The 24,423-nt window shown below is 43.3% G+C and carries 18 protein-coding genes; 16 read left to right on the top strand and 2 right to left on the bottom strand.

All coding sequences use genetic code 11. From position 1 onward, the window contains the following. The first annotated feature begins 2 nt into the window (after window positions 1–2). The 4 genes from ABIE26_RS20820 to ABIE26_RS20805 are packed head-to-tail and all read left to right on the top strand — an operon-like array spanning window position 3 to window position 5,229. Entirely contained in the window at window positions 3–1,448 is a 1,446-nt protein-coding gene (locus tag ABIE26_RS20820) for a RagB/SusD family nutrient uptake outer membrane protein (protein ID WP_310145400.1), read from the top strand. 19 nt (window positions 1,449–1,467) lie between these two features. Further along, window positions 1,468–2,262: a DUF4843 domain-containing protein gene (locus ABIE26_RS20815; RefSeq protein WP_310145398.1), complete on the top strand. Its 795-nt coding sequence runs from the start codon at window positions 1,468–1,470 to the stop codon at window positions 2,260–2,262. Between the two features lie 25 nt (window positions 2,263–2,287). Then, on the top strand, window positions 2,288–3,826 hold the full coding sequence (locus ABIE26_RS20810; protein ID WP_310145396.1) for a PKD-like family lipoprotein: 1,539 nt from the start codon (window positions 2,288–2,290) through the stop codon (window positions 3,824–3,826). Between the two features lie 20 nt (window positions 3,827–3,846). Continuing rightward, the gene (locus ABIE26_RS20805; RefSeq protein ID WP_310145394.1) at window positions 3,847–5,229 is read left to right on the top strand and encodes a TlpA family protein disulfide reductase; all 1,383 of its coding nucleotides are present in this window, start codon (window positions 3,847–3,849) and stop codon (window positions 5,227–5,229) included. A gap of 162 nt (window positions 5,230–5,391) precedes the next feature. On the opposite strand, the gene ABIE26_RS20800 is transcribed toward ABIE26_RS20805, so the two are convergent. Next, entirely contained in the window at window positions 5,392–6,213 is an 822-nt protein-coding gene (locus ABIE26_RS20800; RefSeq protein ID WP_310145393.1) for an ion transporter, read from the bottom strand. A gap of 242 nt (window positions 6,214–6,455) precedes the next feature. On the opposite strand from ABIE26_RS20800, the gene ABIE26_RS20795 reads away from it, so the two are divergent. The 9 genes from ABIE26_RS20795 (at window position 6,456) to ABIE26_RS20755 (ending at window position 16,952) form a co-directional block, all read left to right on the top strand. Continuing rightward, on the top strand, window positions 6,456–6,989 hold the full coding sequence (locus ABIE26_RS20795) for an RNA polymerase sigma factor (protein WP_310145392.1): 534 nt from the start codon (window positions 6,456–6,458) through the stop codon (window positions 6,987–6,989). Window positions 6,990–6,998: 9 nt separating this feature from the next. Continuing rightward, the gene (locus tag ABIE26_RS20790) at window positions 6,999–7,256 is read left to right on the top strand and encodes a hypothetical protein (protein WP_310145390.1); all 258 of its coding nucleotides are present in this window, start codon (window positions 6,999–7,001) and stop codon (window positions 7,254–7,256) included. 745 nt (window positions 7,257–8,001) lie between these two features. Beyond that, the gene (locus ABIE26_RS20785; protein WP_310145388.1) at window positions 8,002–8,322 is read left to right on the top strand and encodes a DUF6266 family protein; all 321 of its coding nucleotides are present in this window, start codon (window positions 8,002–8,004) and stop codon (window positions 8,320–8,322) included. 101 nt (window positions 8,323–8,423) lie between these two features. After that, window positions 8,424–8,654: a hypothetical protein gene (locus tag ABIE26_RS20780; protein ID WP_310145387.1), complete on the top strand. Its 231-nt coding sequence runs from the start codon at window positions 8,424–8,426 to the stop codon at window positions 8,652–8,654. Between the two features lie 128 nt (window positions 8,655–8,782). Beyond that, entirely contained in the window at window positions 8,783–9,376 is a 594-nt protein-coding gene (locus ABIE26_RS20775) for an RNA polymerase sigma factor (RefSeq protein WP_310145386.1), read from the top strand. 49 nt (window positions 9,377–9,425) lie between these two features. Further along, window positions 9,426–10,598, top strand: a complete 1,173-nt coding sequence (locus ABIE26_RS20770) for a FecR family protein (RefSeq protein WP_310145385.1) — start codon at window positions 9,426–9,428, stop codon at window positions 10,596–10,598. 187 nt (window positions 10,599–10,785) lie between these two features. Beyond that, window positions 10,786–14,328 carry a SusC/RagA family TonB-linked outer membrane protein gene (locus ABIE26_RS20765; RefSeq protein WP_310145383.1) on the top strand — a complete coding sequence of 1,181 codons (3,543 nt, stop codon included), beginning with the start codon at window positions 10,786–10,788 and terminating at the stop codon, window positions 14,326–14,328. A 22-nt stretch (window positions 14,329–14,350) separates the two neighbouring features. Then, window positions 14,351–15,790, top strand: coding sequence for a RagB/SusD family nutrient uptake outer membrane protein (locus tag ABIE26_RS20760; protein WP_310145382.1), 1,440 nt, complete (start codon window positions 14,351–14,353; stop codon window positions 15,788–15,790). A gap of 13 nt (window positions 15,791–15,803) precedes the next feature. Then, window positions 15,804–16,952 (top strand): thioredoxin domain-containing protein, encoded by a 1,149-nt coding sequence (locus ABIE26_RS20755; protein ID WP_310145381.1) that lies wholly within the window; start codon window positions 15,804–15,806, stop codon window positions 16,950–16,952. A 1-nt stretch (window position 16,953) separates the two neighbouring features. Here ABIE26_RS20755 and ABIE26_RS20750 read toward each other — a convergent pair whose 3' ends face one another. Continuing rightward, complete coding sequence (locus ABIE26_RS20750) at window positions 16,954–18,489, bottom strand: hypothetical protein (RefSeq protein WP_310145380.1); 1,536 nt, start codon at window positions 18,487–18,489, stop codon at window positions 16,954–16,956. Between the two features lie 340 nt (window positions 18,490–18,829). Between ABIE26_RS20750 and ABIE26_RS20745 the strand changes: the two genes are divergently transcribed. From ABIE26_RS20745 to ABIE26_RS20735, 3 genes are all read left to right on the top strand, one after another. After that, window positions 18,830–19,411: an RNA polymerase sigma-70 factor gene (locus tag ABIE26_RS20745; RefSeq protein ID WP_310145379.1), complete on the top strand. Its 582-nt coding sequence runs from the start codon at window positions 18,830–18,832 to the stop codon at window positions 19,409–19,411. 58 nt (window positions 19,412–19,469) lie between these two features. After that, the gene (locus ABIE26_RS20740; protein WP_310145378.1) at window positions 19,470–20,636 is read left to right on the top strand and encodes a FecR family protein; all 1,167 of its coding nucleotides are present in this window, start codon (window positions 19,470–19,472) and stop codon (window positions 20,634–20,636) included. A gap of 220 nt (window positions 20,637–20,856) precedes the next feature. After that, window positions 20,857–24,423 (top strand): SusC/RagA family TonB-linked outer membrane protein, encoded by a 3,567-nt coding sequence (locus tag ABIE26_RS20735; RefSeq protein ID WP_354376249.1) that lies wholly within the window; start codon window positions 20,857–20,859, stop codon window positions 24,421–24,423.

Genomic DNA, 24,423 nt, shown 5'->3' with positions numbered 1-24,423 from the left:
AGATGAAAAAAGAAATCTACATATATGGCCTTTTATTTTTTTGGCTCTTCACTTTTGCGAGCTGCAACAGGTGGCTTGATGTGAAGCCGGAGGATAAATTTATTGAAGAGCAATTGTATGCTACTCCGCAAGGTTTTGCAGATGCATTAAATGCATTTTATATTAAGAATGGAGATGAAAGTAGTTATGGTGGGGATTTAACCATGATCACAATGGATGTTTTGGCACAATTGTACGCGGTAAATAGTCAGAATACCCAACACAATGTTAACCTGTTTTCTACCTATAATTATGGCGATAAGGATGCGCGAAAAAAGATTGATGGGATATGGACCGCTACTTATGTAAATATTGCAAACGCAAATAAATTACTGGAAAGCCTGAAGAATTATGGAAGTAAGCTTAATCCAAAAACCAAAGGTTTATATGAGGGTGAGGTTTACGGGTTGAGGGCTTTCTATTATTTCGATCTGATGCGCATGTTTACAAAAAATTATAATTCGGTAGATTCGTTATCAAAAACGCTACCCTATTACAATAAAGTTGGAAGAGAGATTTCGGAGTTCCAGCCAAATAACTTTATGATGCAAAAAATACTTGAGGATTTGGAAAGCGCAGAACACCTTTTGCTGCAAAACGATCCGGCTGTAACACAGGAAAGGGTTAGCCTAACTACAACAAGTATCGGACGTACATCTAGAAATTACCGCATGAACTACTATGCGGTACGAGCGTTAAAAGCGAGGGTTTATTTATGGAAAGGCGATAAAATAGCAGCTTTAAAAGAAGCAAGGTTCTTGATTGACAACCAGAGTAAATTTCCATGGGTTGGTGTTACAGATCTAAATAATCCAGCTGCTACCAATAAAATTTTTTCCACTGAGCTGATTTTTGCGGTTGAAAATCCTAAACTTAATGACCTGTTTAATCGTGTGTTCAATCCAACGCTGTTTGATGATAGAATTTTAGCAGGAAATTCAAGCGGCACATTCATTAAAACAACTGTTTTTGAAGGTGTGGAGGGCGATTACAGATACCAATATATCTGGAAGGTTGCCGGGAAAACCTATCCTACTTTTTTTAAGTACCAGGATGTTCCTACAGAAACTTATGCGGCTAATCGTACCGTTCCTTTAATTCGCATGGGTGAAATGTATTTGATTGCTGCAGAGTGTGAAACCGATTTGCCCAAAGCAATAGGTCATTTAAATCAATTGCGGATGCATAGAAATCTGGCAGCTGTTCCTAATACAACCACTCCGACGCAGCTTAGCACACATATATTAAAGGAATACAGGAGGGAATTTTACGGGGAGGGGCAGTTATTTTTCTATTATAAGAGAACAAAGGCAACAAGTATTGTTGCGGCGTTGACCAATTCAAATATGAGTATTCCGGCCAATAATTATGTGTTCCCTATTCCTTTATCTGAAACTGATCCAAGGTAAGATCTAATAACGAACGATTATGAAAAAAAGAATTATTTATTTAGGCATGTTGCTCATCTGCTTAGCAATTGCCTGTAAAGAAGCAAACCTTTCACTTTATGATGATGAGGCCAGTAAGACCAGTATTTACTTTCCTTTTGCTGAAAGTGCAAGTAGTATGAACCTTAGTTTCGGATATAGTAAGTCGAACGTTAAGGATTCTGTAATAAGGATTGTGGTAAGGATAATTGGGGCACCAAAAAATTTCGACAGGCCTTATGGCTTTTCTGTGGCAGATAGTAGTACGCTTAAGGAGGGTGAACACTACAAAATTTTGGGAGAAAAGAGGACAATAGCAGCAGGTAAGGTAGCAGACACGATAAAAATGCAGGTTTTTCGTAAGGAGAGTTTGAGAAAGGATAGTTTATTCTTGTATCTGGATTTAAAACCAAATGCAAATTTCACCAATAATTATTTAAATAAGGATATAACTGTTGGAGGTAAAGATATACAACAATATTATACCCGGATGCGGATTAAGGTGGATGATATAGCGGGGCCACCGCCATTCTGGTTGTCTCCATATGGCAGTTATACCGAGGGCTATCTCGGGAAATTTAGTGCGCTGAAACTTCAATTGCTGATTACCCGTTTCAATTTAGATGTTAATGAAGTAATTCAACCAGCCTGGTTTACTTCAAACGGTAATTATACAAGAATGGGGCCGTGGTCAGATAATCTAAAAGCTTATTTAAAAGCTATGTCAGACGCCGGAACCCCGGTATATGAAGCTGACAATAAGACTTTAATGACCATGGGGCCGAATGCAAAATAACATTTAGAGACTTATTCAAATTCAAATGATAAAAGATTATAAATATACAGGAATCCTTTTGATAGCATTCCTTGCACTCAGCTCCTGCAGAAAGGATGTGGGCAATTACGCATATAACGAAATTAACGATATAGAAATTACAGGAGTGAATTCTACTTATTCTGCAGTATGGGGTAGTAATTTAACGATTACTCCAGAATTATCCTTTACAAAGGATAAAAATAACGATACTACTAAATACGCTTACGAATGGTTTGCAGTTGTTCCGAGAACAGGTAATACTGCTGATCCTAAAGTGCTCTCGAGAAACAGAAATCTAAACTGGGTAGTAAATCTGCCGGCTACCGATGCGTCGTATCAGGTGTATTATATTGTAAAAGAAAAAGCGACTGGGGTTATCTGGCGGAAGATTTTCAGTGTAAAGGTAACAACAAATATTGCTGACGGTTGGCTGGTTTTGAATGAAATAGATAACGAGCCCAGGCTTGATTTTTTTAATTATCTTTCAACATCCGATTCTTACCAGTACTATAAAGATATTTTGAGTTCCTTTAGTACTTTGAAACTGGAAGGCAAGCCTCAGATGTTGTACTTCTATCAAAGGAGAGATGCATTCAGTAATAAAACTGAGAAATCAATTTTTGTAGGAACTGATAAGCATACATTTGTCATTAATACGACTAATTTTACTTTTAGTGAGCATAAAGATCTGGTAAATTTAATGGCTGCTTATGTCGCGCCACCATTCTATGCAAAATCAGTCATCAGTATAGGTGGGCCGTTGGCTTATATGTATGATAATTCAGGAAAATTATACTTCGAAAATCCAACTTCCGGGATTGCATTTGGTTCAGGAATAAACAGGACCATTACGGGAGAACCAATTCAAATTTCCCCTTTCATTGCTGAAGGCTTAAGCTCAACACAATATGCCTTAATGTACGATACAGAGAACAAAAAGTTTATGGAGCATAAAAATATAAACCTGAATGTTTCTGTACCGGCAGTAAAGGTAACTCCACCCGCTACACCGTTATTTGACCCGGGTAATATGGATATGGATTTGGTGTATATGGCCAGTACCAGGGCTTTGTCCAATCAAACATATGCAGTATTAAAAAATAATATGGGCAAGATTTTTCTGGCTCGTATTTCATGTAACGCAACGGCTTTTGTTCCACTGGCTTTTGAAGAACTGACTACAGCACCGCAAATTGCGAATGCGACTAAGTTTGCCATCGATCCAAGCGAGGGGTATTTAATGTACGTAGCAGGCTCTAAAGTTTATCGTTATAATGTGGTCGATAAGTCGAACACAGTGGTTGTTGATTTAGGAACAAGAAAGGTTAGCTTGCTCAAATACCAAAAGATGGTTTATGCTCCGGGATCAGCACGGTATATGGAATACGCCAATAAACTGATCATTTGCAGCTACGATACGGCAGATCCAAATGCTTCTGGAAAAATGGACTTATATAGCGTGCCCAACTTAAATGGAGACCTGAAGCTTTATAAAACGTTTGATGGCTTAGGCAAAATCGTAGATGTTAGCTACAGGGAATAAAATTTAAAATAAATAATAATATGAAATTAAAAAAAATAGGTAGTACAGTCCTGTTGGGGCTGACTATAATCTCAACATTTGCGCAGTTACCTGTACAAATTACTGGAAATTTAAATAAAAAGCGCATTACAGCTGTTAAGTTGTTCAAGGTACAAGGTAAACTTGAAGAAATTGCAAGTTCAACACCGAATGCCGATGGTAAATTTGGCTTTGCCTTTTATCCTGAAACTGAGGGCTTGTATGTAGTGGGAACGGGGAACATAAACAGCCCTTCTGATAACTACACTTTTTATTTTAGAGGGGGAGAAAGGTTATCGTTAACAATTAACGATAACAATTATGAACTTCAGGGCAATACTAACTCAAAAGAAAATGTGGTTATGGCGAAATGGTTTAAGCTAACTGAACCGCTTTATCAAAAATCTATTAATTTCAGTCGCGGTGAATCCAGCACCTTCATAGATTATTTTCCTCAGCTGGAAGAAATTGCCGGGCAGTCTAAAACGTTTTTGAAAGGAAAGGCCACGGGTAACGCTAAGTTTGACAGGTACATGTCCGAAATTATAGGTTGGGATCTGGCAAATTATGCTTCAAATTACATCAATACCCCGCGTTCGGCGCATCCCGATATATCGGAATTCAGTCCTTATTATGATGGGTTAAAGGTTCAAAACCTAACAAAAAGTGCAGCTCAGCTTTATGCCTATCCCTGGGGCTATCGGGTATTAGAGTCGACGATGATGATTGCTATGCGTCAAAAAAAAATGTCCTTTACGCCCGGCATTGAAGGTGTCAGGCAATCCCTTTCTTTGATTTCCAATGATACCCTGAAAGGAGATTTTGTGTTGAATAGGATGGAAAGCTTAAAAAACTATGCCGATTACACTGCCTATGCTGCTGCTTTTGGCCAATACTTTTTAACTGATAAGCTGAAGAAAAAGCATATAGAGATAGCGGCTGCCTTAGCTACATTAAAACCGGGAGACGCGGGTTTTAATTTCAGTTATCCTGATAAAAATGGCAAAATGGTTTCGATGGCCGATTTAAGAGGAAAGGTGTTGCTGGTGGATGTTTGGGCTACGTGGTGCGGGCCCTGCAAAAAAGAAATCCCCCATCTAAAAAAACTGGAGGAGGAAATGAAGGGAACGGATGTGCAGATCATTAGCCTGTCAACCGATGCGCCTCAGGATAAGGATAAATGGCTTAAAATGATCAAGGATGAAAACCTTGGCGGTATGCAATTGTATGCGGGATCGGGCAATGATTTTTCAAAATATTATAAGGTAAATACTATCCCACGCTTCCTGGTATTTGATAAGCAGGGAAAGATTGTGACAATTGATGCTCCAAGGCCATCAACGCCTGAACTTAAAGCGTTACTGGAAAAAACGTTAGCTAATTAATCAACCTTCTCGTTCATACTTTACTGGTATTTTCATGAATTCATGATATTCTGAATAGAATATCATGAATTCATGAAAATATTAAAATGACTCTATAAAGCTACTTCATGGCGGGAACCATTTGCTAAAGCCAAACAAGAAAATAAATGGTATAGAGCGGGTTTAATTTCTCATTAATGAAGCGCCGCAGTATTTGCAGAACTGCGCATCCAGGTCATGTCCTTCCCTGCTACAGCTTGGGCAAGATTCGGGTAGCTCTTTTTTCTGCCGGGCCAGCATAGCCAGATCATGGGTAAGTATCCCGGTTGGGACAGCGATTATGGAATAGCCAATTAGCATGACTACTGCGGCCACGAATTTGCCCATAGGGGTAACAGGCGAAATGTCGCCGTAACCAACTGTGGTAATGGTAACAATGGCCCAATAAATGCTTTCAGGAATATTAGAAAAGCCATTTTCTCGCTCCTCTACTAGGTACATTATAGAACCAAGTATTACAGTGAGCATCAGTACGGTCAGCAAAAAGATGCTGATCTTACGAACGCTGCCCTTTAATGCGGTGGTTAAGAAATTGATTTCGCTAAGGAAATGCCCGAGTTTAAAAATCCGGAACACGCGGAGAAGCCTGAGGGCCCGAAAAACCAGAAGCGACTGGGTACCTACAAAAAAGAATCCGAGGTAAGATGGTATCAGGGCGATCATGTCAATCACGCCCAGCAGGCTAAAAACGTACTTATGTGGTTTTTTGATGCAGATGAGCCGAAGAATATATTCAATGGTAAAAAGTATTGTGAATATCCACTCGAGTATACGAAACAGGCTTCCGTATTTTAAATGGAGGAAGTGTACGCTATCCAGCATCACCACTGCAATGCTGGTAAAAATGGCAAATAATAAGCCTACATCGAACGCTTTCCCAGCGGGGGTATTGGATTCGTAGATCAACTCGTGCAGGCGAAACTGCCAGTCTTTGGAAGAATTCATACAGAAAATTAACCTATGTTAAAACCATCATGCCGGGATTTAGTTTTGAACCAGATGTTTTGCCTGTTGCTTCTGGCATTATGTTTAGATTAATAGTAAAAGATTATAAGTAGTTTCTTTGAACAACTCAGGATGATATTTGTTTTAATATGAAAAACGTTTCTTAAACCAGTAATGGTTATCTTTTTGGTATGGATTTTGTATAATGTTTTGTTCCTTACCTTAAACAAAATCTTTCCCTTATGAAAAACCTGATATTGAATGCCGAAATCTGTAAACATCAGAACTGCCTGGAGGCATTTGCGTTAAAATTTACAAAGAATATAGAAGATGCCAATGACCTGGTTCAGGATACCATTATCCGTGCTATACGCTATCATGAAATGTACAAAGAAGGTACAAATTTACGGGGTTGGTTGTACACCATTATGCGCAATACTTTTATCAACCAATATAGAAGGGATGCAAGGCGCGGAGGTGTAGTGGAGACGTCGGCAGACTTATCTTCTTATCAGTTGAGTAATAGTGCCAGCAGTAATTTAGGCGAAGGCAAATTTGTAATGGAAGATATCAATAAAGCTTTAGCTAAGCTTGAACCTGAACATTCATTGCCTTTTTTAAAATATTTTGAAGGTTATAAATATCATGAAATAGCCGAAGAACTGAATATTCCGCTAGGCACGGTTAAAACAAGGATACATATAGCGAGACAGTTGTTAAAAGCGCGGTTAAAAGAGCATGGTAAACGGTTTAGGGTTGCTGGCGTACAAAATTAATTTACGGCTATGTGTTGTTTTTCCATAGATTACCCAAAGCCAAAAGATGAATTGGTTGAGCAGCTGACAAATGCAATTAAAGTTCAGGAAGAAGGTTTTTTTGTAGGAGATACCAGTTCTGGGCGCTTTTCTTTTTTAGCAAAAGGTTTTACATTGGCCGGAAGTTATGAGATTGAAGCTGACCAGGTGAGGGTGTCAATTATAAAAAAGCCCTGGCTGCTTTCCTGCAAGAAAATAGAGGCGGAGATCAGAAGGTATCTTGGTTAGAATGAGCCAAATTGATTATAATAGGGACTGACTAACGGGTAACAAGGAATTACTGTATGGATTCTCTTATGCCTGCTGATAAAGCCGGGTGTATTAATATGCATCCGGCTTTATGTTAAGAATTGCGCGTGTGAGTAATTTAGAATCTGAAAGAAAAATTAGCCACAAAGTTTCTGGCAAATTGCTGGTTTCCAATCAGGTCCCAATATTCTACATTGGTGATGTTGTTTAACTTAAAACCAAACTTCCATTTTTCCTGCTGGTAAGAAAGAGCGGCATTAACAATTTGGTAAGCTGGAATGGTATAGGTATTGCTGTCAGCTCAACTTCAACTCCCTTGCTTATCTGCTGTCAGTCCTGAAAGCTAACCTGGGCACCATCCGTGCGTAAAGCATTGTCGATACCAATATGATAATAGCTGATGTTTTCAGCCAGTTTACCTCCTGGAAGTTAGGTCTTTATACCACCTCCCAGTTGATTGGCAAAAACTGGTTTTAGTTTAAAAAGACTGCCGTCCGGCTGTTCAACCGGGCCCTGGTTTTGAAAGCCGTTCATAAAATTTCCAAATAACGATACCTGATCTTTCACCACCTGATAAACAATGCCCAGCTTTGGGGAAAGTGAAGGTTGAACAAAACCTCCTTATAGAATCAGGTTTGAGCAGTAGTTGGTGTAATCTGTAGATGGTTGTATTTGAGGTTTTTAAAGGTGTGAAAACGTCCATGAATGGTGCGCTGTATCGCTTTTGCTGAAAGAGGCGGTGACTGGTAACAGCAGGGAAAACTATGCAATAGATTTTGCAAAAGTAATACTGAGCATTGAATGGGAAAATTCGTCGGCCTCTGCTTTTTTCAGGGACGATGATAAAGCTACGATTGTAGTTTATAATGAGACAAAGCAAAATTTTGTAACCTTTAAGGATGTGGCGCATCGGGCAGATAGGCAGGCAGTGCAGCTGCCTGCAAATTTTGCAGGGAGTGCAGTGCATACCTGGATGGGTTATTTAAATGCAGAGGGCGATGCAGTAAGTACCAGCAGCTATGCAAGGGATTTTATAATAACATAGGAGTGGTATGTATAATAGCCTCAATTAATTTGGGCAGATGAATGTTTAATTAATTTTACAGCCACACAATAAAAGCGTATACCGGACGCTATATTTGTATTATGAGTCTACCTTTACGCATCACCTTTGAAGAAAAGGATTACACCTATACTGTTTTAACAAAAGGCATCACTAAAGAAACTACCTCTATTCAGGTGAACCTGAGTGGGGAACAATATGAACTTGCCCGTAATTTGAAAGGCGAATGGGATGCTGCAGATGCAACCGTTAATGACCATCCGGGATTGCTTAAGGCTATAGGGAGAAATATTAAGCTGAGGTATCGGCTATAAATTATTTTGAGGGCTTAGGTAATTTTGGCACTTTGTATGCGTTTATTATTTTGAGAGCGTTAATTTAGATGGCGGGGAAAGGTCGGTAGGATCGTTCCCCGCTTTTTTATTTAAATTTGGCGCATCCAATGAAAACACTTGCTGAATTTCCAGATACAGATCTGGTTCTGCGATTAAAAGCAGGACATGAACCTGCATTCAGGGAAGTTTTTGAGTTGCACTTCAGAAGGTTGTACAATTTCAGTTTTCGGTTTCTGAAAAATAGGGCCCAGGCCGAGGAAATTGTCAATGATGCCTTTTTGAGCCTTTGGGTGAACAGGGGAAAGCTAAATCCCGATCTTCTGTTGCTGCCCTACCTTTATACTATTGCACGCCGGCTGGCATTGAACACACTGCGCGATATAGCCACTTCTCAAAAAGCAATGGATGGCCTTTGGAACCAGATGGAGAAACTGAGCAATGAAACTGAGGAAATGGTTTTGTTAAACGATTTAGAGCAATTTACAGAAAATGCTGTACTCCGTTTACCTGCGCAGCAACAGCTGGTATTCAGGATGAGCCGCTACGAAGGGCTGAGTTACGACGAGATTGCCGAAAGGTTAAACATCTCAAGAAATACAGTTAAAAACCATCTTATTGCAGCATTGAAAACATTAAGGAACCATTTTGATGGTTCGGATATCAGCTACTTTATGCTGCTCTGGACATTTTTTTTCAAATAATTTCAATTCAAACTAGTCCTGTTTTCTTTTTGCCGTGTAATACCCATAAATGAACAATCCGAAAGACTTACAGTTTTTGATCAGGCAATATGCCAATAACAACATTACGCCCGATCAGTATCAGGAGCTGATGCTGCGCTTCAACGATCCTGAGTCTTATGAAATGATTCAAGAGGTTTTTGACCAGATATGGACAGAGGGAGAAGTTAAGGAATATCATACCGTGCAGGAAATTGATGCCCTCTACACCAATATGAAAAAGAATCCAGGCTTTAAGGAAAAACCAAAAACAAGGTTATGGAAGCCGCTATGGATAAGTGGTATTGCTGCTGTGCTTGCCTTGATGCTATTTGGTCTATGGTTCTTTAACAACAGGCAAAATGAAAGAGACCAGATCGTTTTAGCCAAGGCCCGTATGCTAACGCCGGGTAAAACAGGCGCAACACTTACCCTTGCAAATGGCAAGACCATTGTCTTATCGAATGCCAGCCGGGGAATGCTGGGAGAGGAGGCCGGGGTAAAGATCAGTAAATCGGCAGGTGGACAATTGGTTTATGAACTCAGCGGCGTTAATGCCGTTGCAGATCAGATAAATACGTTATCTACCGCTCCCGGAGAAACTTTTAGCATCAGGCTGCCCGAGGGCTCTGTAGTTTGGCTGAATGCCGGATCAAGCCTGAGCTATCATCCGTCCCTGTTAAACAAAGGGCAGCGTAGGGTAGAATTAAAAGGGGAGGGCTATTTTGAAGTAGCCAAAGATGCTGCTCACCCTTTTGTGGTACAGACGGAAAGCCAGGAAGTAGAGGTGCTGGGCACGAAATTCAATATCAGCAATTATCGCAATGAGCCTGAAGTAACCACAACGCTTCTGGAAGGCTCGGTAAAAGTAAAAAATGCCCGTGCAGAAACGCTGCTGAAGCCCGGCGAACACGTATTGAACAATGGCAATGAACTGAAGGTTAGCAAAACCGATGTAAGGCTGGCCTACGCCTGGAAAGAGGGATATTTCCGGTTTGATGAAACAGGCATGCCAGATATTGTGAAACAATTGGAACGATGGTACAATGTAAAAATAGAATTGGCTGAAGGCCTGACAGCATTGAGGCTGACCGGGAAAATTTCACGGAACAACGACATTTCACATGTATTGAGTTTAATACAGGAAACTAACCGGATACGGTTTGAAATTGATGAAAGGAGGATACGTATTACGGAAAAATAAAAGGCCATACGGGTTGCCACCCATATGGCCAGGATTGACTGGCAAGTAAATAAATTCACTAACCCGCATGATATCGTTTGACCGCTAAGTAACCGATACTGCGCTTATCAACTAAAACCAAATGTACAAAGTTTTTAACCAAAAGCTATGGCAGCCCCCGTGCGTCATATCCAAACTATTGCTCATAATGAAGCTAACCGCGCTAATTTTGATCACAGGTATACTCCAGGTCAGTGCATCAACGTATGCTCAGCGCATTTCTTTGTCTGAACGTAACGTAAGCCTCACTACCATATTAGACCGTATCAGTACCCAAACAGGGTACGACTTCCTGTTCGACAGCGTAAACCTGAAAAATTTAAATAACCTGAGTGTAAAAGCAGAGAACGAAGAATTGAAAAATGTTTTATCGCGTATGCTTGAGCCTCGGAACCTGGTCTTCAGCATCAAGAGCAACACGGTGATCATAAAGGAAGCCGAACGTTCTTTTCTTGATAAGGTATCTTCCCTTTTTGCTGCCATTAATGTTACCGGCCGGGTTTTAGATCAGGAAGATAAGCCTTTACCCGGAATTACAGTTACGGTTGCAGGGTCAAAGAAAAGTGTCTCTACCGATCGTGAAGGGCGTTTTCAGCTCAGTAACGTAGATGAGCAGGCCACTTTGCAATTTACCTCCATTGGTTATGAACCTTTGGAAATCAGCCTGAACGGGCGTACTACACTTACGGTTGCCATGAAGCCGTCTTCTACTGCGCTGAATGAGGTAGTGATGGTGGGCTACGGAACAACCAGGCGTAAAGACCTTACCGGTTCTGTAGCTTCGGTTAGCGCAAACGAGATCAACAACACACCTTTGGTGGCCATAGATCAGGCCCTGGCAGGTAAAGCGATGGGTGTACAGGTTACCCAGTCGGATGGCGCTCCGGGCGGTGTAGCAAGAATCCGCATCCGTGGCGGGGCATCGCTACTGGGCGGTAACGACCCACTTTACATTATAGATGGGGTACAGGTGCAGGTGAGCAATTCTTATGTAAGTACCGGCTTTGAAGTACAGAACCCGATCGCCGGACTGGGCAAAATATCACTGGCGGCCGGTGACGACCTGTACTCTGGTTTGCGTTCCAATTTTGGTCGTGGTGTAAATACCCTGGCCGGTCTCAACATCAATGACATCGAAAGTATAGACATTCTGAAAGATGCTTCGGCTACGGCAATTTATGGTTCCAGGGCCGCCAATGGGGTGGTGATCATTACTACCAAAAAAGGCAAAAAGAATGAGAAACCCGTACTTGAAGCCAACTATTATACTGCGCTTAGCAAGGCCATAAGCCAGAAGGTGCTCAATGCAGACCAGTACCGGCAGGTATTCCTGGAGGGATCGCGCAACCTGAATGCCAGGCTGGCGGCAAATAACCTGCCGGCAGACGCTTCAGCATCTGCTTACTTAGCAGACCCCTCATTGCTGGGCACGGCCAATACCGATTGGCTGGATATGGTGCTGCGCACCGGTATTGCGCAAAATGCTGATGTAAGTGTTCGTGGCGGGGGCAGCGGTTCAAGCTATTATATGTCGCTCGGTTACAATAAAAATAAAGGGACCATTGTCGGCACTGATTTTTCGCGGATTGCCGGGAAGATCAACCTGATCAATGAGCTGAGCGAAAAACTAAGGCTCATTGCCAACCTGGATATGGGCTTTACCAAAAACAACATTACCAATGGTGCCTATGGCGCGGCAATTCTTGCCCCACCAACTTTTGCGCCTTACAATGCAGATGGCTCGCTTCAGACTTTCAATAGTGCCGTTTTTGCCGGATCTACAGCAGGCAGTTCTGGTATTGTGAACCCGCTGGCCATGCTGCAGGCAACTAACTTTAGTGAAGGCAACACTATGCTGGGCTCACTGGCTTTGGAATATGACATTTTAAAAGACCTGAAATTCAGGGCTACAGCATCCATCAACAACTCGGGCAACAACCAGCTCAACTATCAGCCCTCCAGCGTAACGGTCATCAACCAGGGCGGTGTGGGTATTACACAAACCAACGCAGGTATTGGCGGACAGTCGCAAACCCGTAACAGGGACATGTTCTATGAAACTAACCTGACCTGGGATAAGCAGTTTAATGAAAACCACCGTTTAAACATTTTAGGAGGTTCTACCTGGCAAAAAACTACTTTTAAATCTTTTGGGGCCAATGGCCAGGGGTATCCGGATGATTTCTTCCTGAACGGACTTTCTTCGGCCGCTGTGTTCCTGAAACCTACAGCCAGCGAATCCTATGCATCTATGCTCAGTTTTTACCTTAGGGCAAACTATGCTTTTAAGAACCGCTATCTCCTGACTCTGACGGGCAGATCGGATGCTTCCTCCAAATTTCCAAAGAATACCCGCGTATTTTATACCCCTTCTTTTGGCCTAGCCTGGAGATTAAAGGAAGAGTCTTTTTTAAAGAAGGTGGAATGGGTTGACGAATTAAAAATCCGTGCCAGTGCAGGTTACACCGGAAACCAGAACCTGGGCAATAACCTGTTCTATACTTTGTTTACACCGGTCTCACTTGCCGGAACCAATGCTTTGGTGGTCTCTCAGTTGGGGAATGACCTGCTTAAGCCGGAAAGAACGCTGCAGAAAGACCTGGGCTTAGACATTTCGGTATTTAACGGTAGAATCTCTGCATCGGTAGGTTATTACGAAAAACATACCAAAGGTGTATTGCTTCCTTCACAAATCCCGGGCAGTTCGGGCTTTGGATCGGTATATATGAATAAGGCTGCCATAAACAATAAAGGTTTAGAGCTTGAGCTGCGGGGTACGCTTGTTAAAGGCAAGGACTTTGGCTGGAACCTGGCATTGAATGTTTCTGCCAACCGTTCGCGCCTGGGAGAGCTGAACCGTTTGTTGCCTAACGCGAATTCTCTTGGTACTACCGGCAATCCAGTAAACATTGGTGAAGCGATAGGCAATACGGCACTGATACCTGGAGAGCCGCTTGGACAAATCTTTGGTACCGTATTTACTGGCCTGATCAGAACTCAGGCAGAACTGGATGCAGTAAGGGCAAACCCTAATGCATTCCCTACTTTTTTTGGCGGAACTACAGCCAGTTATTATGGTATCGGCTCGCCGGTGTTTACCAGCTATCTGGATATGTATGGTGCAGCAGCAGGAGCACTTGGCTTTGCTCCGGCAAGGGTGCGGATTGGATCGGGACAGCCAAAATTTTATGGTGGTATGACCCATACCTTTAATTATAAAAGGCTAAGTGTTACGGCTTTGTTTACCTATTCTTATGGTGGCGATTTATTGTACCTGCCAGAGTCGAATACCTTTGGCCTTGCCGATATGAGCAACAGGATAACCCGTGTGATGCTGCCTTATTATACAGCTGAAAACCCCGGTTCGAACAGGCCAACATTGATGTTAAAGGAGGGGAATAACTATTCTGGTTTCTCTGGTACAAGTACGATGTCGGTATTTGATGCCTCTTATATCAAGTTAAAAACGATCAACATCACTTATACTTTACCGCAGGCATGGGTAGCTAAAGTAGGGATAAAAGGCGGACAGATTTACTTGTCGGGCGCTAACCTGTTTGCCGTTACCAAATACCCGGGACCCGATCCGGAGGTGAGCAACGATCCGTACAGCATTCAGGGGGGCTTTACTGATGATGGTGCCTATCCGCAGTCGCGCCAGTATAGTATGGGTCTAAGGTTCAGTTTCTAGTAAATATTAAAGCGTTTAAAGTATGAAAACATTAAATATATATGGTATTGCGCTTCTGAGCATGCTCGCCTTTTCGGCATGCGATAAGGAGCTGAGTACACCGCCGCCTAATGCAAAAGTAAACGGGACGGCCATTATTGATCAGAAAACTGCACAGATTGTGCTGAACGGGGTATATTACAGGTTTGCGAATGCTTCGTCTACCCAAATTAGCTGGACAAGTCAGAACGTTGCCCCTGGTATGCTTACGGGAATGCTGGCCTATGCTTTTGGCGGTGCCTATCAGATAGAGAGCAACATTAATCTTAATGCTATGCTCATTCCATCTATCTGGACCAATAATTATCAGCTGCTTGCCCAGGCCAATGGCTTTATTGAAGGTGTAACGGCATTGGGCGACCATGATTTCGCAACGCCTGGGCGCAAGGCAGAAATGCTTGCCGAGGCGCGCTATGTAAGGGCCCACGCCCATTTTAAGTTGCTATTGTATTTTTCGGAATGGAAAGACCTGGGTAGTAAAAACGGGGTTTTGCTGCGTACAGAATTGGGCGGCTTAAGCACGGTGATCAAAAGCCGGAATACGGTTGCTGAGTCTTACGATGCCATTTTGAGCGATCTGGATTATGCGGTTGCTAACGGTCCGGAAAATAACCCGAATTATTTTGTGAATAAATATGCAGCCATGGCACTTGAAGCCCGTGTACTGCTTACACGGGGCCAGCCTGCCGATATTACAAAAGCGCTTGCCCTGACCAATATGGTGATCGGGAGCAATAAATATCAGCTGGAACCTAATTTAAAGGATATTTTTTACAGCAAGGGGCTGGCAAGTAAAGAGGTAATCCTGGGCCTCAGGCCTCAGATTAACCAGGAAATGAACCGGGAGATCCAGAGCAATAATTTCCGCCTCACGGCCAGTTCCGGTTTTGCAGCCAAAAAGGCTTTCCGGACTTTACTGAGCGGAGATCCTCGGCAAACCTGGATGATTGGTGTTAAAACCAACCGGGTAGGCCATCCTGATGATGAGTATTTTACCAAATATGGCGCCTGGCCAGCTGCTTCGGCAACACAGCTTTCGGAAACGCAATATGCCATCAGGCTATCTGAGGTATACCTGATGAGGGCTGAGGCTCTGGCCCGCTCCGGTGGTTCTTTGATTGATGCAAAGGCCGATATTAAACTGGTGATGGCTAAAGCCGGAGTGACTATTTTTGCCCTTGTTGATGCTGCCAGTACTTCGGAGGAGGTATGGATCCAGGCTTATTACGAAACGCTGCGTAACCTGAGCACTGAAGATGGTATTGACTGGAATGCGTTGGTACGCTTCCCTCTGGCTACCATTACTTCACTGCGCCCCACCATTACTTCGGTAAACCAGTTGTGGTTTGGTGTTCCGGTGGCAGAGTTTCAGACCAACCCTATGTTTGGCAGCCAGAATGCTGGTGGTTACCCTGTTCAATAAATAAACTCAGCATATGATTTATATAGTAAAATGCCTGATCGGTATTGTAATTGGCGGAACACTTTGTTCCGCCAATGCAAAAGCGCAAAATGTAATTGGGCCCAGGCTGGGTATTGGCGACAAGGCACCTGAGTTACGTCACGGGGCCTGGCTGAAAGGTAGGCCGGTAAAAACATACGAAAAAGACCGTTTATATGTGGTAGAGTTCTGGGCGACTTGGTGCGGACCGTGTGTAGGGATGATACCACATCTCTCTAAGATTGCCAGGCAACATGCCAGCGATGTTTCGGTAATTGGTGTGAACATCTGGGAGGATTCGCACGGAGCGGATAAGCCCAGGGAAAAGCCCTATGATGTTAACCTGCCCAGGGTGAAGAACTTTTTGAAGGGCATGGGCAGTAAGGTAGATTATAACATTGTTATGGATAACAATGAGGAGTACATGGGAAAAAGATGGATGAAGGCAGCCGGACAAGTGGGAATACCATGTTCTTTTATGGTTAAAAATGGAACGATCATGTGGATAGGACATCCTGCGGCATTGGATTCGATGATTTTGGTGGTTAAAGACGAGGCGTACGATATTGCGGCTGAACGTAGTAAGAGTGATGCAGTGATAGCGGCGAGGGTAGCCAGCGGGGTGGATGCTAAGGTAGCAAAGATAAGGACAGATTATGCGGCAGCGGCAAGGGATAAACAATACGACAAGGCAATAGCGATTCTGGATGCCGGTTCTGACGAACTACCAGACTGGGCACCTTTTTTTGGCTACGCTAAGTTCCAGGTATTGCTGGATTGTGACCAGGCGAAAGCATTTGAGTTTATGAAGAAATGGCAAGGTACAGCACCCGGATTTAAAAGTTCTGCGGGAGCAGCAATTTGCAGAAAGCAGAGCCTATCCAGGGATTTCTACGCTTATGGAATCAACATTTTAAAGGAACTGGTAGATAACCCCCAGCCGGGTTCGCTGATGTATAACCATATTGCAGCAGCTTATGCCAATATGGGTGATGTGGATAGTGCCATTGCTGCCCAGGAAAAAGCCATTTCGATGGCCAGGCAGTATATAAAAGAAAACAAGCATGTTGGCTTTGTTACCAGGAGCACTGTAGAGGCGTATACAAAAACGCTTGATGCCTACAAAAGGGAATCAAAACAATAAATTACCGGGTAACTTTTACATCTTTAAACATGAACGGATTGTCGCTGGTCCGCAAGGCTTTCTTGCTGGCAGTTGTAACGTTCCTGAGGATAACCTCTTTGGTTTTGACATAAGGAAATTTTTCCTGGTAGGAACCGTCTGTCATTTTCGGGTTGAAATCTGCGAAAATAGCGGGTCCCTGATAGTTATCCGGGTGGTTGGAATCGTCGATCCGGAGATTGTCTATCGTGATCTGTTCCGGCATGTAGCAGGTATAACCGAAATTGTGCTGGCCTGAATAGGAACCGCTGATCAGCGCGGCGCTGGCAGCTTTGCCGCCTGCAGGCACAAAAACGCAGTTGCGGATCAGGATTCGCCCTTGCCAGGTACTACCGTAGTCGGAACGCAGGTTAACGAAAGCCCGTCCACGGACGGTAGAGTTTTCGATTGTGAGCAAGCCGCTGCCAATGGCATTGATGCCCATATGCCCCAGGGTTGAGTTGCGGATGGTTGCATTGGCAACCCCCTGGTGGGCATCAAACCTGGAGAAGATACAATTGTCGTAAAGCAGGTTTTTGCAAAAATTAGACCCAAGAATGCCCCAGTACTTGCTGTCGTCTATACTGTTGGTCTGGCTGCAATTTATAAAGGATATATTAACGGCGCGGTTCACGGAAAGATCGTAGGTGCCTTTTGAGACAGGCTTACCCGCGGAACCAATGGTGCTATAGGTTTTGTGGCCGGTTAGGATGGTGTTTTTTACCGTTACATAAGCACAGTTACCGATGTTGATGAAGCCTCCATATGGCGCACTCCGTTCTCCTTCGTCTTTGATGTAGTGCTTCAGCCCTTCAACAAGTACGTGGGAACGTCTGATGGAAATACCCCGGCTATAGTAAGCCATGGATTCGGATTTATTGGCAATAGTGGTGAAAGTGCCTCCGGTAACCTTCAACAGATTTTCGTCGATAGGCAGCGCGGTGATTTCTGTAATCTGCTCGAAATCCCAGATGATGGGGGCATTCATGTCTACCTTCCCATTTTTGTCGGCAATAAAGATGTCGGTTTGCGGGGAGCCATTGTTTTGGTTTAATCCAAACCGGATATACTGTTTAACGTTGGTGTTTGTGACAGTAATTAAACAGGGGCGGGGCAAAGACACCTTAATTTTTTGCTGGTTACGCTTAAGTGAGCTTATGTTTTCCAGTTTAAAGGATTTGAGACCTGAACTTACGGTGAAAATAGGGGAATTGCGGTCTTCCACTCCGGTATCATCAATAATGAAGGCGGCGTTGCCGAAATCAGTGTCTGTCTGGATAACCGCTGTACGTGCTTTACCCCCGATATAATAACGGGCCCCGGCATCTGCCTTAACCTTAAGGCCGTGTTGGTTGGCAAAAGTATGTGCAGCGACGATAGCTTCCATGTCATCGCTGGTTCCATCGCCTTTGGCACCAAAGTCGCTATAATGGATCAGACCAGCGGTTTTTTTTTGCTGCGCCGTTGCGAGTAAGATCCAGTTTAATAAGAGGAATATCAGGAGTATATACTTGATCATAAGAATTAGAGTTTCCGTACCCGGAATGTATGGATATTTGTTGACTTATGGAAACGTTTAATTTCATTTAAAGGCCGGTTTTTATACTGTTCGCGTAAGATTTTGGGCTGTTCGCGTAAAAGAATTGCAAAATGTATGGATTAAAGATATGTTTACCCTATAACGGTAAGTCCCCCTACATAGACTGAAAATGGATGTTTCCAGCTATTCCTTTTACCGTTAATCTTTTTATGCCTCGCAATTCTCGCAACTGCGAGGCATTCTTATCTTCATTTTAGAATACGGAAAATATTATACAGTTTTGTTATTACACTTTGCAGCCAAGGGGCGAAATATCCGGATGAACAACTATAAGGTACTTACTGACCCAGAGCTCTTTGATTTAATTAAGAAAGAGGACGATAAGGCCTTTGGTGAGTTGTATACGCGCTACTGGAAAGACATGTATCATAATGCGTGTAAAATAATGCGGAACGAGGATATGGCACAGGATATTGTTCAGGAAGTCTTTATCAGTTTATGGAACCGGAGAACAGAATTGAACATACAGCATGTCAAATCCTATATGCAGCAAAGTACCCGCTTTGCCGTGCTTAAATCTATCAGGAGCCAAAAGGTTGATGATCAGTTTTATTCCAGGCTGCGGCTAATTACTACCGAACTGGTGGAAGAGCAACCTTTACTTTTTAAGGAGCAGCAAACGGTACTAAACCAGCTGATCAATGAACTTCCTGCAGATTGCCGCGAGACATTCAGAATGAGCCGGGATGAGCAGCTGACTTATAAGCAAATTGCACAAAAACTGGAAGTCTCTGAAAAAACTGTAGAGAAACGGATCACCAAATCATTGAAATTTTTACGCGAAAATCTTAGTCTGGACCTTTGTGTAGGTATTTTACTGCTTGCCGAACGCATTAAATAAAAAAAAATCGAAAAGTGGTAGGGTGCCTGTACCGTTTTTGGAACATATAGGTATCAACATGGATAAACTAAATTTTGACCGGCTTATAGATGCTTACCTTGATGACAGTGCAAGCGATGCAGACAAGACATTGCTTGAAGCTTATTATGAGAAGCTGCAGAATGGTGAACCCCTCAATCTGCTGAAGGGAGAGGAAGCTGCGCTTGAGGTGGTGATGTATAGAAACATCATTTCGGGCATTGGCGCTTTACCTAAGCGAAAGCAAGGCATTAAGTTGTGGACAGGTATTGGTTTAGCTGCGGCTGCAGTAGCAGCAATTGTATTTGGCATATGGTTTTATAACCAGGAGGTTGCTTCGTTGCGAAATGCTCTACGCAATGAAGTGACATATAGAAATGATATAGATCCTGGAAAAAACATCGCTACATTAACCTTTTCCAATGGTAAAACCATAAAGCTTAGCGAGCGCAAAACAGGAGTTGTAATAGGAGACGATCTACGTTATGACGATAATACAGCCGTTATTTCAGGCACAGGCAAAAAATCATTGCCGCTTGGAAGGGATGAGAATGGGGAAGGAGTGATGACGCTGACTACACCACGTGGTGGTACTTACCAGATTACGTTGTTTGAGGGCACAAAGGTTTGGCTGAATGCTGCTTCGCGTTTGATTTATACAATAGGTTTGAATGACCAGGGGGAGCGTTTGGTGAAGCTTGAAGGAGAAGCTTATTTTGAAGTGGCAAAAGATAAAATACATCCCTTTATTGTAGAAAGTACAGGGCAAAGGGTAGAGGTATTGGGTACACATTTTAACATCAAAGGCTACGCAGATGAAGGTGCAACTGTAACTACGCTTATTGAAGGACGTGTACAGGTTTCGGCATCGCGGGATGATGGGCAGGGAGGAGCGCGCATCCTTAAGCCTAACCAGCAATCAACCCTGTCAAACAATTCGCTTACAATCGGCGAAGCCGACCCTAATGCCATTGTCTGGATAAAAGGTAAATTCAGTTTCTACGATACGCCTTTACAGGATGTAATGAAACAACTGGCCCGATGGTATGATGTAGAGGTAGTTTATCCTGATGGTGTGCCGCTCAGGAAATTTACGGGCGACATCAACAGAAATGTAAGCGCCTCCGAAGCACTTGGGCTTTTTAAGTTTTCAGGGGTGCAGTTTACCATAGAGGGGAAAAAGATAATCGTAAATAATAACAATTAAGTATAGGAGGACTGAAACCAAACGCCTTAAGGAAAAGATGAAATAGAATGGTATGAGGTGGCTTTTAAACAAAAGCCGGAAAGTGTTCGCACCACTTACCGGCCATTGATTGAGTCAACCATTCCCGGTTTTATGCCGGGATAAAACGTTATGAGCTAACAATTTTTATCAACTCAACCAAACCAAATGTATGAAATTTAATGCATTTATATTGTTAATAATGAGGTTAACCACTTTCATGTTAATTATTGCCTTGGCCCAGGTAAGCGCAAAAGGCCTTGCACAGAAAATAACGCTGAACACAAAAAATACGCCTATTGAGAAAGTTTTACAATCCATAAGAACACAAAGCGGCTACGGAATCCTGTATGACCTGAAGGACGTTAAAGACCAGAAAGTAACACTGAGCCTGAACAATGTCAGTATTGATGAAGCCATGAGCATACTGGTTAGCGGTTTACCATTGAGCTTTAAAATTGTAAAGAACAATGTGGTATTGAGCAAAAAGGAACCTACCTTTCTGGAACACCTGGCTGGTAGCTGGGCTGTTATTGATGTGCGTGGCCGTGTATTGGATGAGAATGGAAGGGCTATTGAAGGTGTACTGGTTAAAGTAAAGGGGACCAGCAAAGCTACTGCAACCAATGCCAACGGGGAGTTTTCTTTGTTTGGTGTGGATCCGGACGCGGTGCTGGTTTTTAGCGGGGTAAATATTGAAAGCTATGAAACCAGGTTAAATGGGCGGACCGACCTGATGGGTATCAGGCTCAAAACCCGGACCAACGAGCTTGAAGAGGTGAGTGTAACGGTAAGTACAGGTTATCAGACCCTGCCTAAGGAGCGCTCTGCCGGGTCTTTTGGCAAGCCGGATATGGATGTTTTGAGGAACCGCACCGGTAGCACCAATATCCTGCAGCGCCTGGATGGCCTGGTACCGGGGCTTACGGTTAACAGTGCGCCATCTGCCAGTAACAATCCCTTTCTTGTACGGGGGCTTTCTACCGTTGGTAATTCTCCACTGGGGGGGAACATCTATTTAACCAATAGAAATCCCTTATATGTGGTGGATGGAATTCCGCTGGATGATGTTTCTACCATTAATCCACAGGATGTTGAGGACATCAACATATTACGCGATGCAACTGCAGCTTCTATATGGGGGTCAAGGGCAGCAAATGGGGTTATTGTTATCATCACAAAAAAAGGGGGGGGCAGTGATAGGGTTAAAATACAATACGACAGCTATGTTAATTTTCAGGGTAAGCCGGATCTGGATTATATCCCGACATTGAACAGCAGGCAGTTTATTGATGCTGCATCTGAGGTATTTGATCCGGTGGTATATCCATGGGCTTCAGTTTCTTCTTTTCCAGACTACTATTTTGGAGTTCCTCCACATGAAAGGATTTTGTACAACCAGGCCTTGTCACCTGCACAGCGGAAGAACAGTCTGGATAGCCTGGCTGCGCTGAACAATGCCGGACAGATCAAAGACTTGTGGTACCGGGCTGCCACGCAGATGAACCATACTGTATCCTTATCTGGCGGTAGTGACAAATATACTTTTTATGTATCCGGGGCTTTTACAGATATTAAAAGCAACAGGCCAGGAGAGCTTAACCGTACTTTTAAAATAAACGGCAGGCAGGACTTCAAATTTGGGGATCGTATACGCATGAGCCTGATTACCGATTTATCCAATATCATTGGTGCCAATAGGCAAACAATTAACGTAGATAACCGCTTTTTACCTTACCAGCTTTTTAAAGATCAGGCAGGCAACAATTTGTCGATGCCCTACATGCAGCAGCTTAGCGATGAGACGAGGATAAGTTATCAGAACCTTAGCCGCATCAGCCTGGATTACAACCCGCTTGATGAATACAATTATAGTAGCGGTAAGAGAAATAAGATCCTGAGCCGCAACATTCTGGGATTTAATGTGAAAATTATTAAAGACCTGCGTTTTGAGGGAACCTACAGTTACCTGAAGGGAGCTGGAAGAAGCGAGCAGTATGATGACGAGAAAAGTTACCCGGTAAGGAGTGAGCTGGTTCAGTTTACTGTTGCGCCAAATACCTCTTCTACCCCAGTATATTATCTTCCTAAAGGTGGTGGCACTTTTGCCGTAGACCATACCACGCAAAAAGACTGGACGCTGAGGAACCAGTTGGTTTATGATACAGAGTGGAACAACAGAGCGCACCAGCTTAACCTGCTTGCCGGCCATGAGGCCCAGGAGCAGTTTACAGTGCTAACGGGAAGTAAAGTAAGAGGATACAACACTTTGTTGCAAACCTACGGACCTGTAGATTATGCCACACTGGGAAATGCAGGACTGCCTGGTGCGGTATGGTCCAATAATTTCTCGGGAAGTATTCTGAGCAATGATGCTTTCAGACAGCAGGAGTTGCTAAGGGCCCGGTTTACCTCTTATTATGCCAACGCAGGTTATACTTACAGTAAAAAATATTCTGTAAATGCCAGCCTGAGATTTGACCAGAGTAATTTGTTTGGTCTGGATAAATCGGCACAAAACAGACCTGTGTATAGTGTTGGCGGTAAATGGGAATTGGGTGCCGAGGAATTTATGAAAAAAACGGGTTGGTTTGACCAGGTTGCTTTAAGGGCCACGTATGGTATTACAGGCAATTCGCCGAGCCCTGGTACTGCCGCATCTCATGATATTATTGCAGTGCAGCCCAGCCCCTTTTTTCCGGGAGGTACAGGAAGTTATATCAGCACGGCATCCAATCCGGACCTGAGCTGGGAAAGAACAGAAGTGGTTAACCTGGGTGTTGATTTTAGTGTATTGAACAACAGGCTGCAGGGATCGGTAGACTTTTACCGGAAAAATACCGATAACTTAATTGGCAATATGCCTACCAATGGTTTTACGGGGTACCGTTCTATTATCGGAAATGTTGGCAATATGCAAAATAAAGGGATCGAGCTTGCTTTAAAATCGCTGAATATCCGTAGTGGAGATTTTCGCTGGAATACCGCTTTGAATGTCTCCTACAATAAAAACCTTTTGACAAAATATAACCAGTACACTCCGGTAACTGCGGGAAGCAGCCTGGTGCTCCATAATTATATGGAAGGCTATCCGGCCTTTGCGGTGTTTGCCTACCAGTTTGCCGGGCTAGATGAGATGGGTGACCCGATGGTAAGGCTGGCCGATGGTACGGTGACCAAAAAGCCGAGAATAACAAAACCGGAGGACATGAAATACATGGGGACCTATCAGCCGGTTTGGAATGGCGGTTTATCCAATGTTTTTAGCTACAAAAGCTGGGGGCTAAGCATCAATACCGTATTCAACTTTGGCAATGTGATGCGCAGGGATGCAAACCAGTTCTATACAGGACGCCTTACGCAAGGCCCCATGGGCGATTTTACAACCGGGAACCAGCATGCAGAATTTGCCAGCCGCTGGAAAACTGCAGGTGATGAAGCGCACACAAATATACCTTCCTATGTATCAAACGCCTCCATAAGCCAGTCGAGACGTGATGTTGGCTATTATACAATGGCCGATATCAATGTCGTTAGTGCAGCCTATGTAAAGATGCGCGATGCGACATTGAGCTATCGGATCAATTCGGCTTTCCTGAAAAAAATAAATGTTGACCAGGTTACCCTTCGTGCACAGGTGTCTAACCTGATGTTGTGGAAGGCCAATGATTATGGTATAGACCCTGAATACCAGTACGGCAATTCGGGGGTAAGAACACTTATCGCAAATCAGGGAACACTCTCTTTTGGTTTGAATGTAAAATTCTAA

The organism is Pedobacter africanus, from assembly GCF_040548825.1.
Classification (GTDB): Bacteria; Bacteroidota; Bacteroidia; order Sphingobacteriales; family Sphingobacteriaceae; genus Pedobacter; species Pedobacter africanus_A.
The sequence above is the reverse complement of the archived record's forward strand: the minus strand, read 5'-3'. Positions and strand labels throughout refer to the sequence as shown.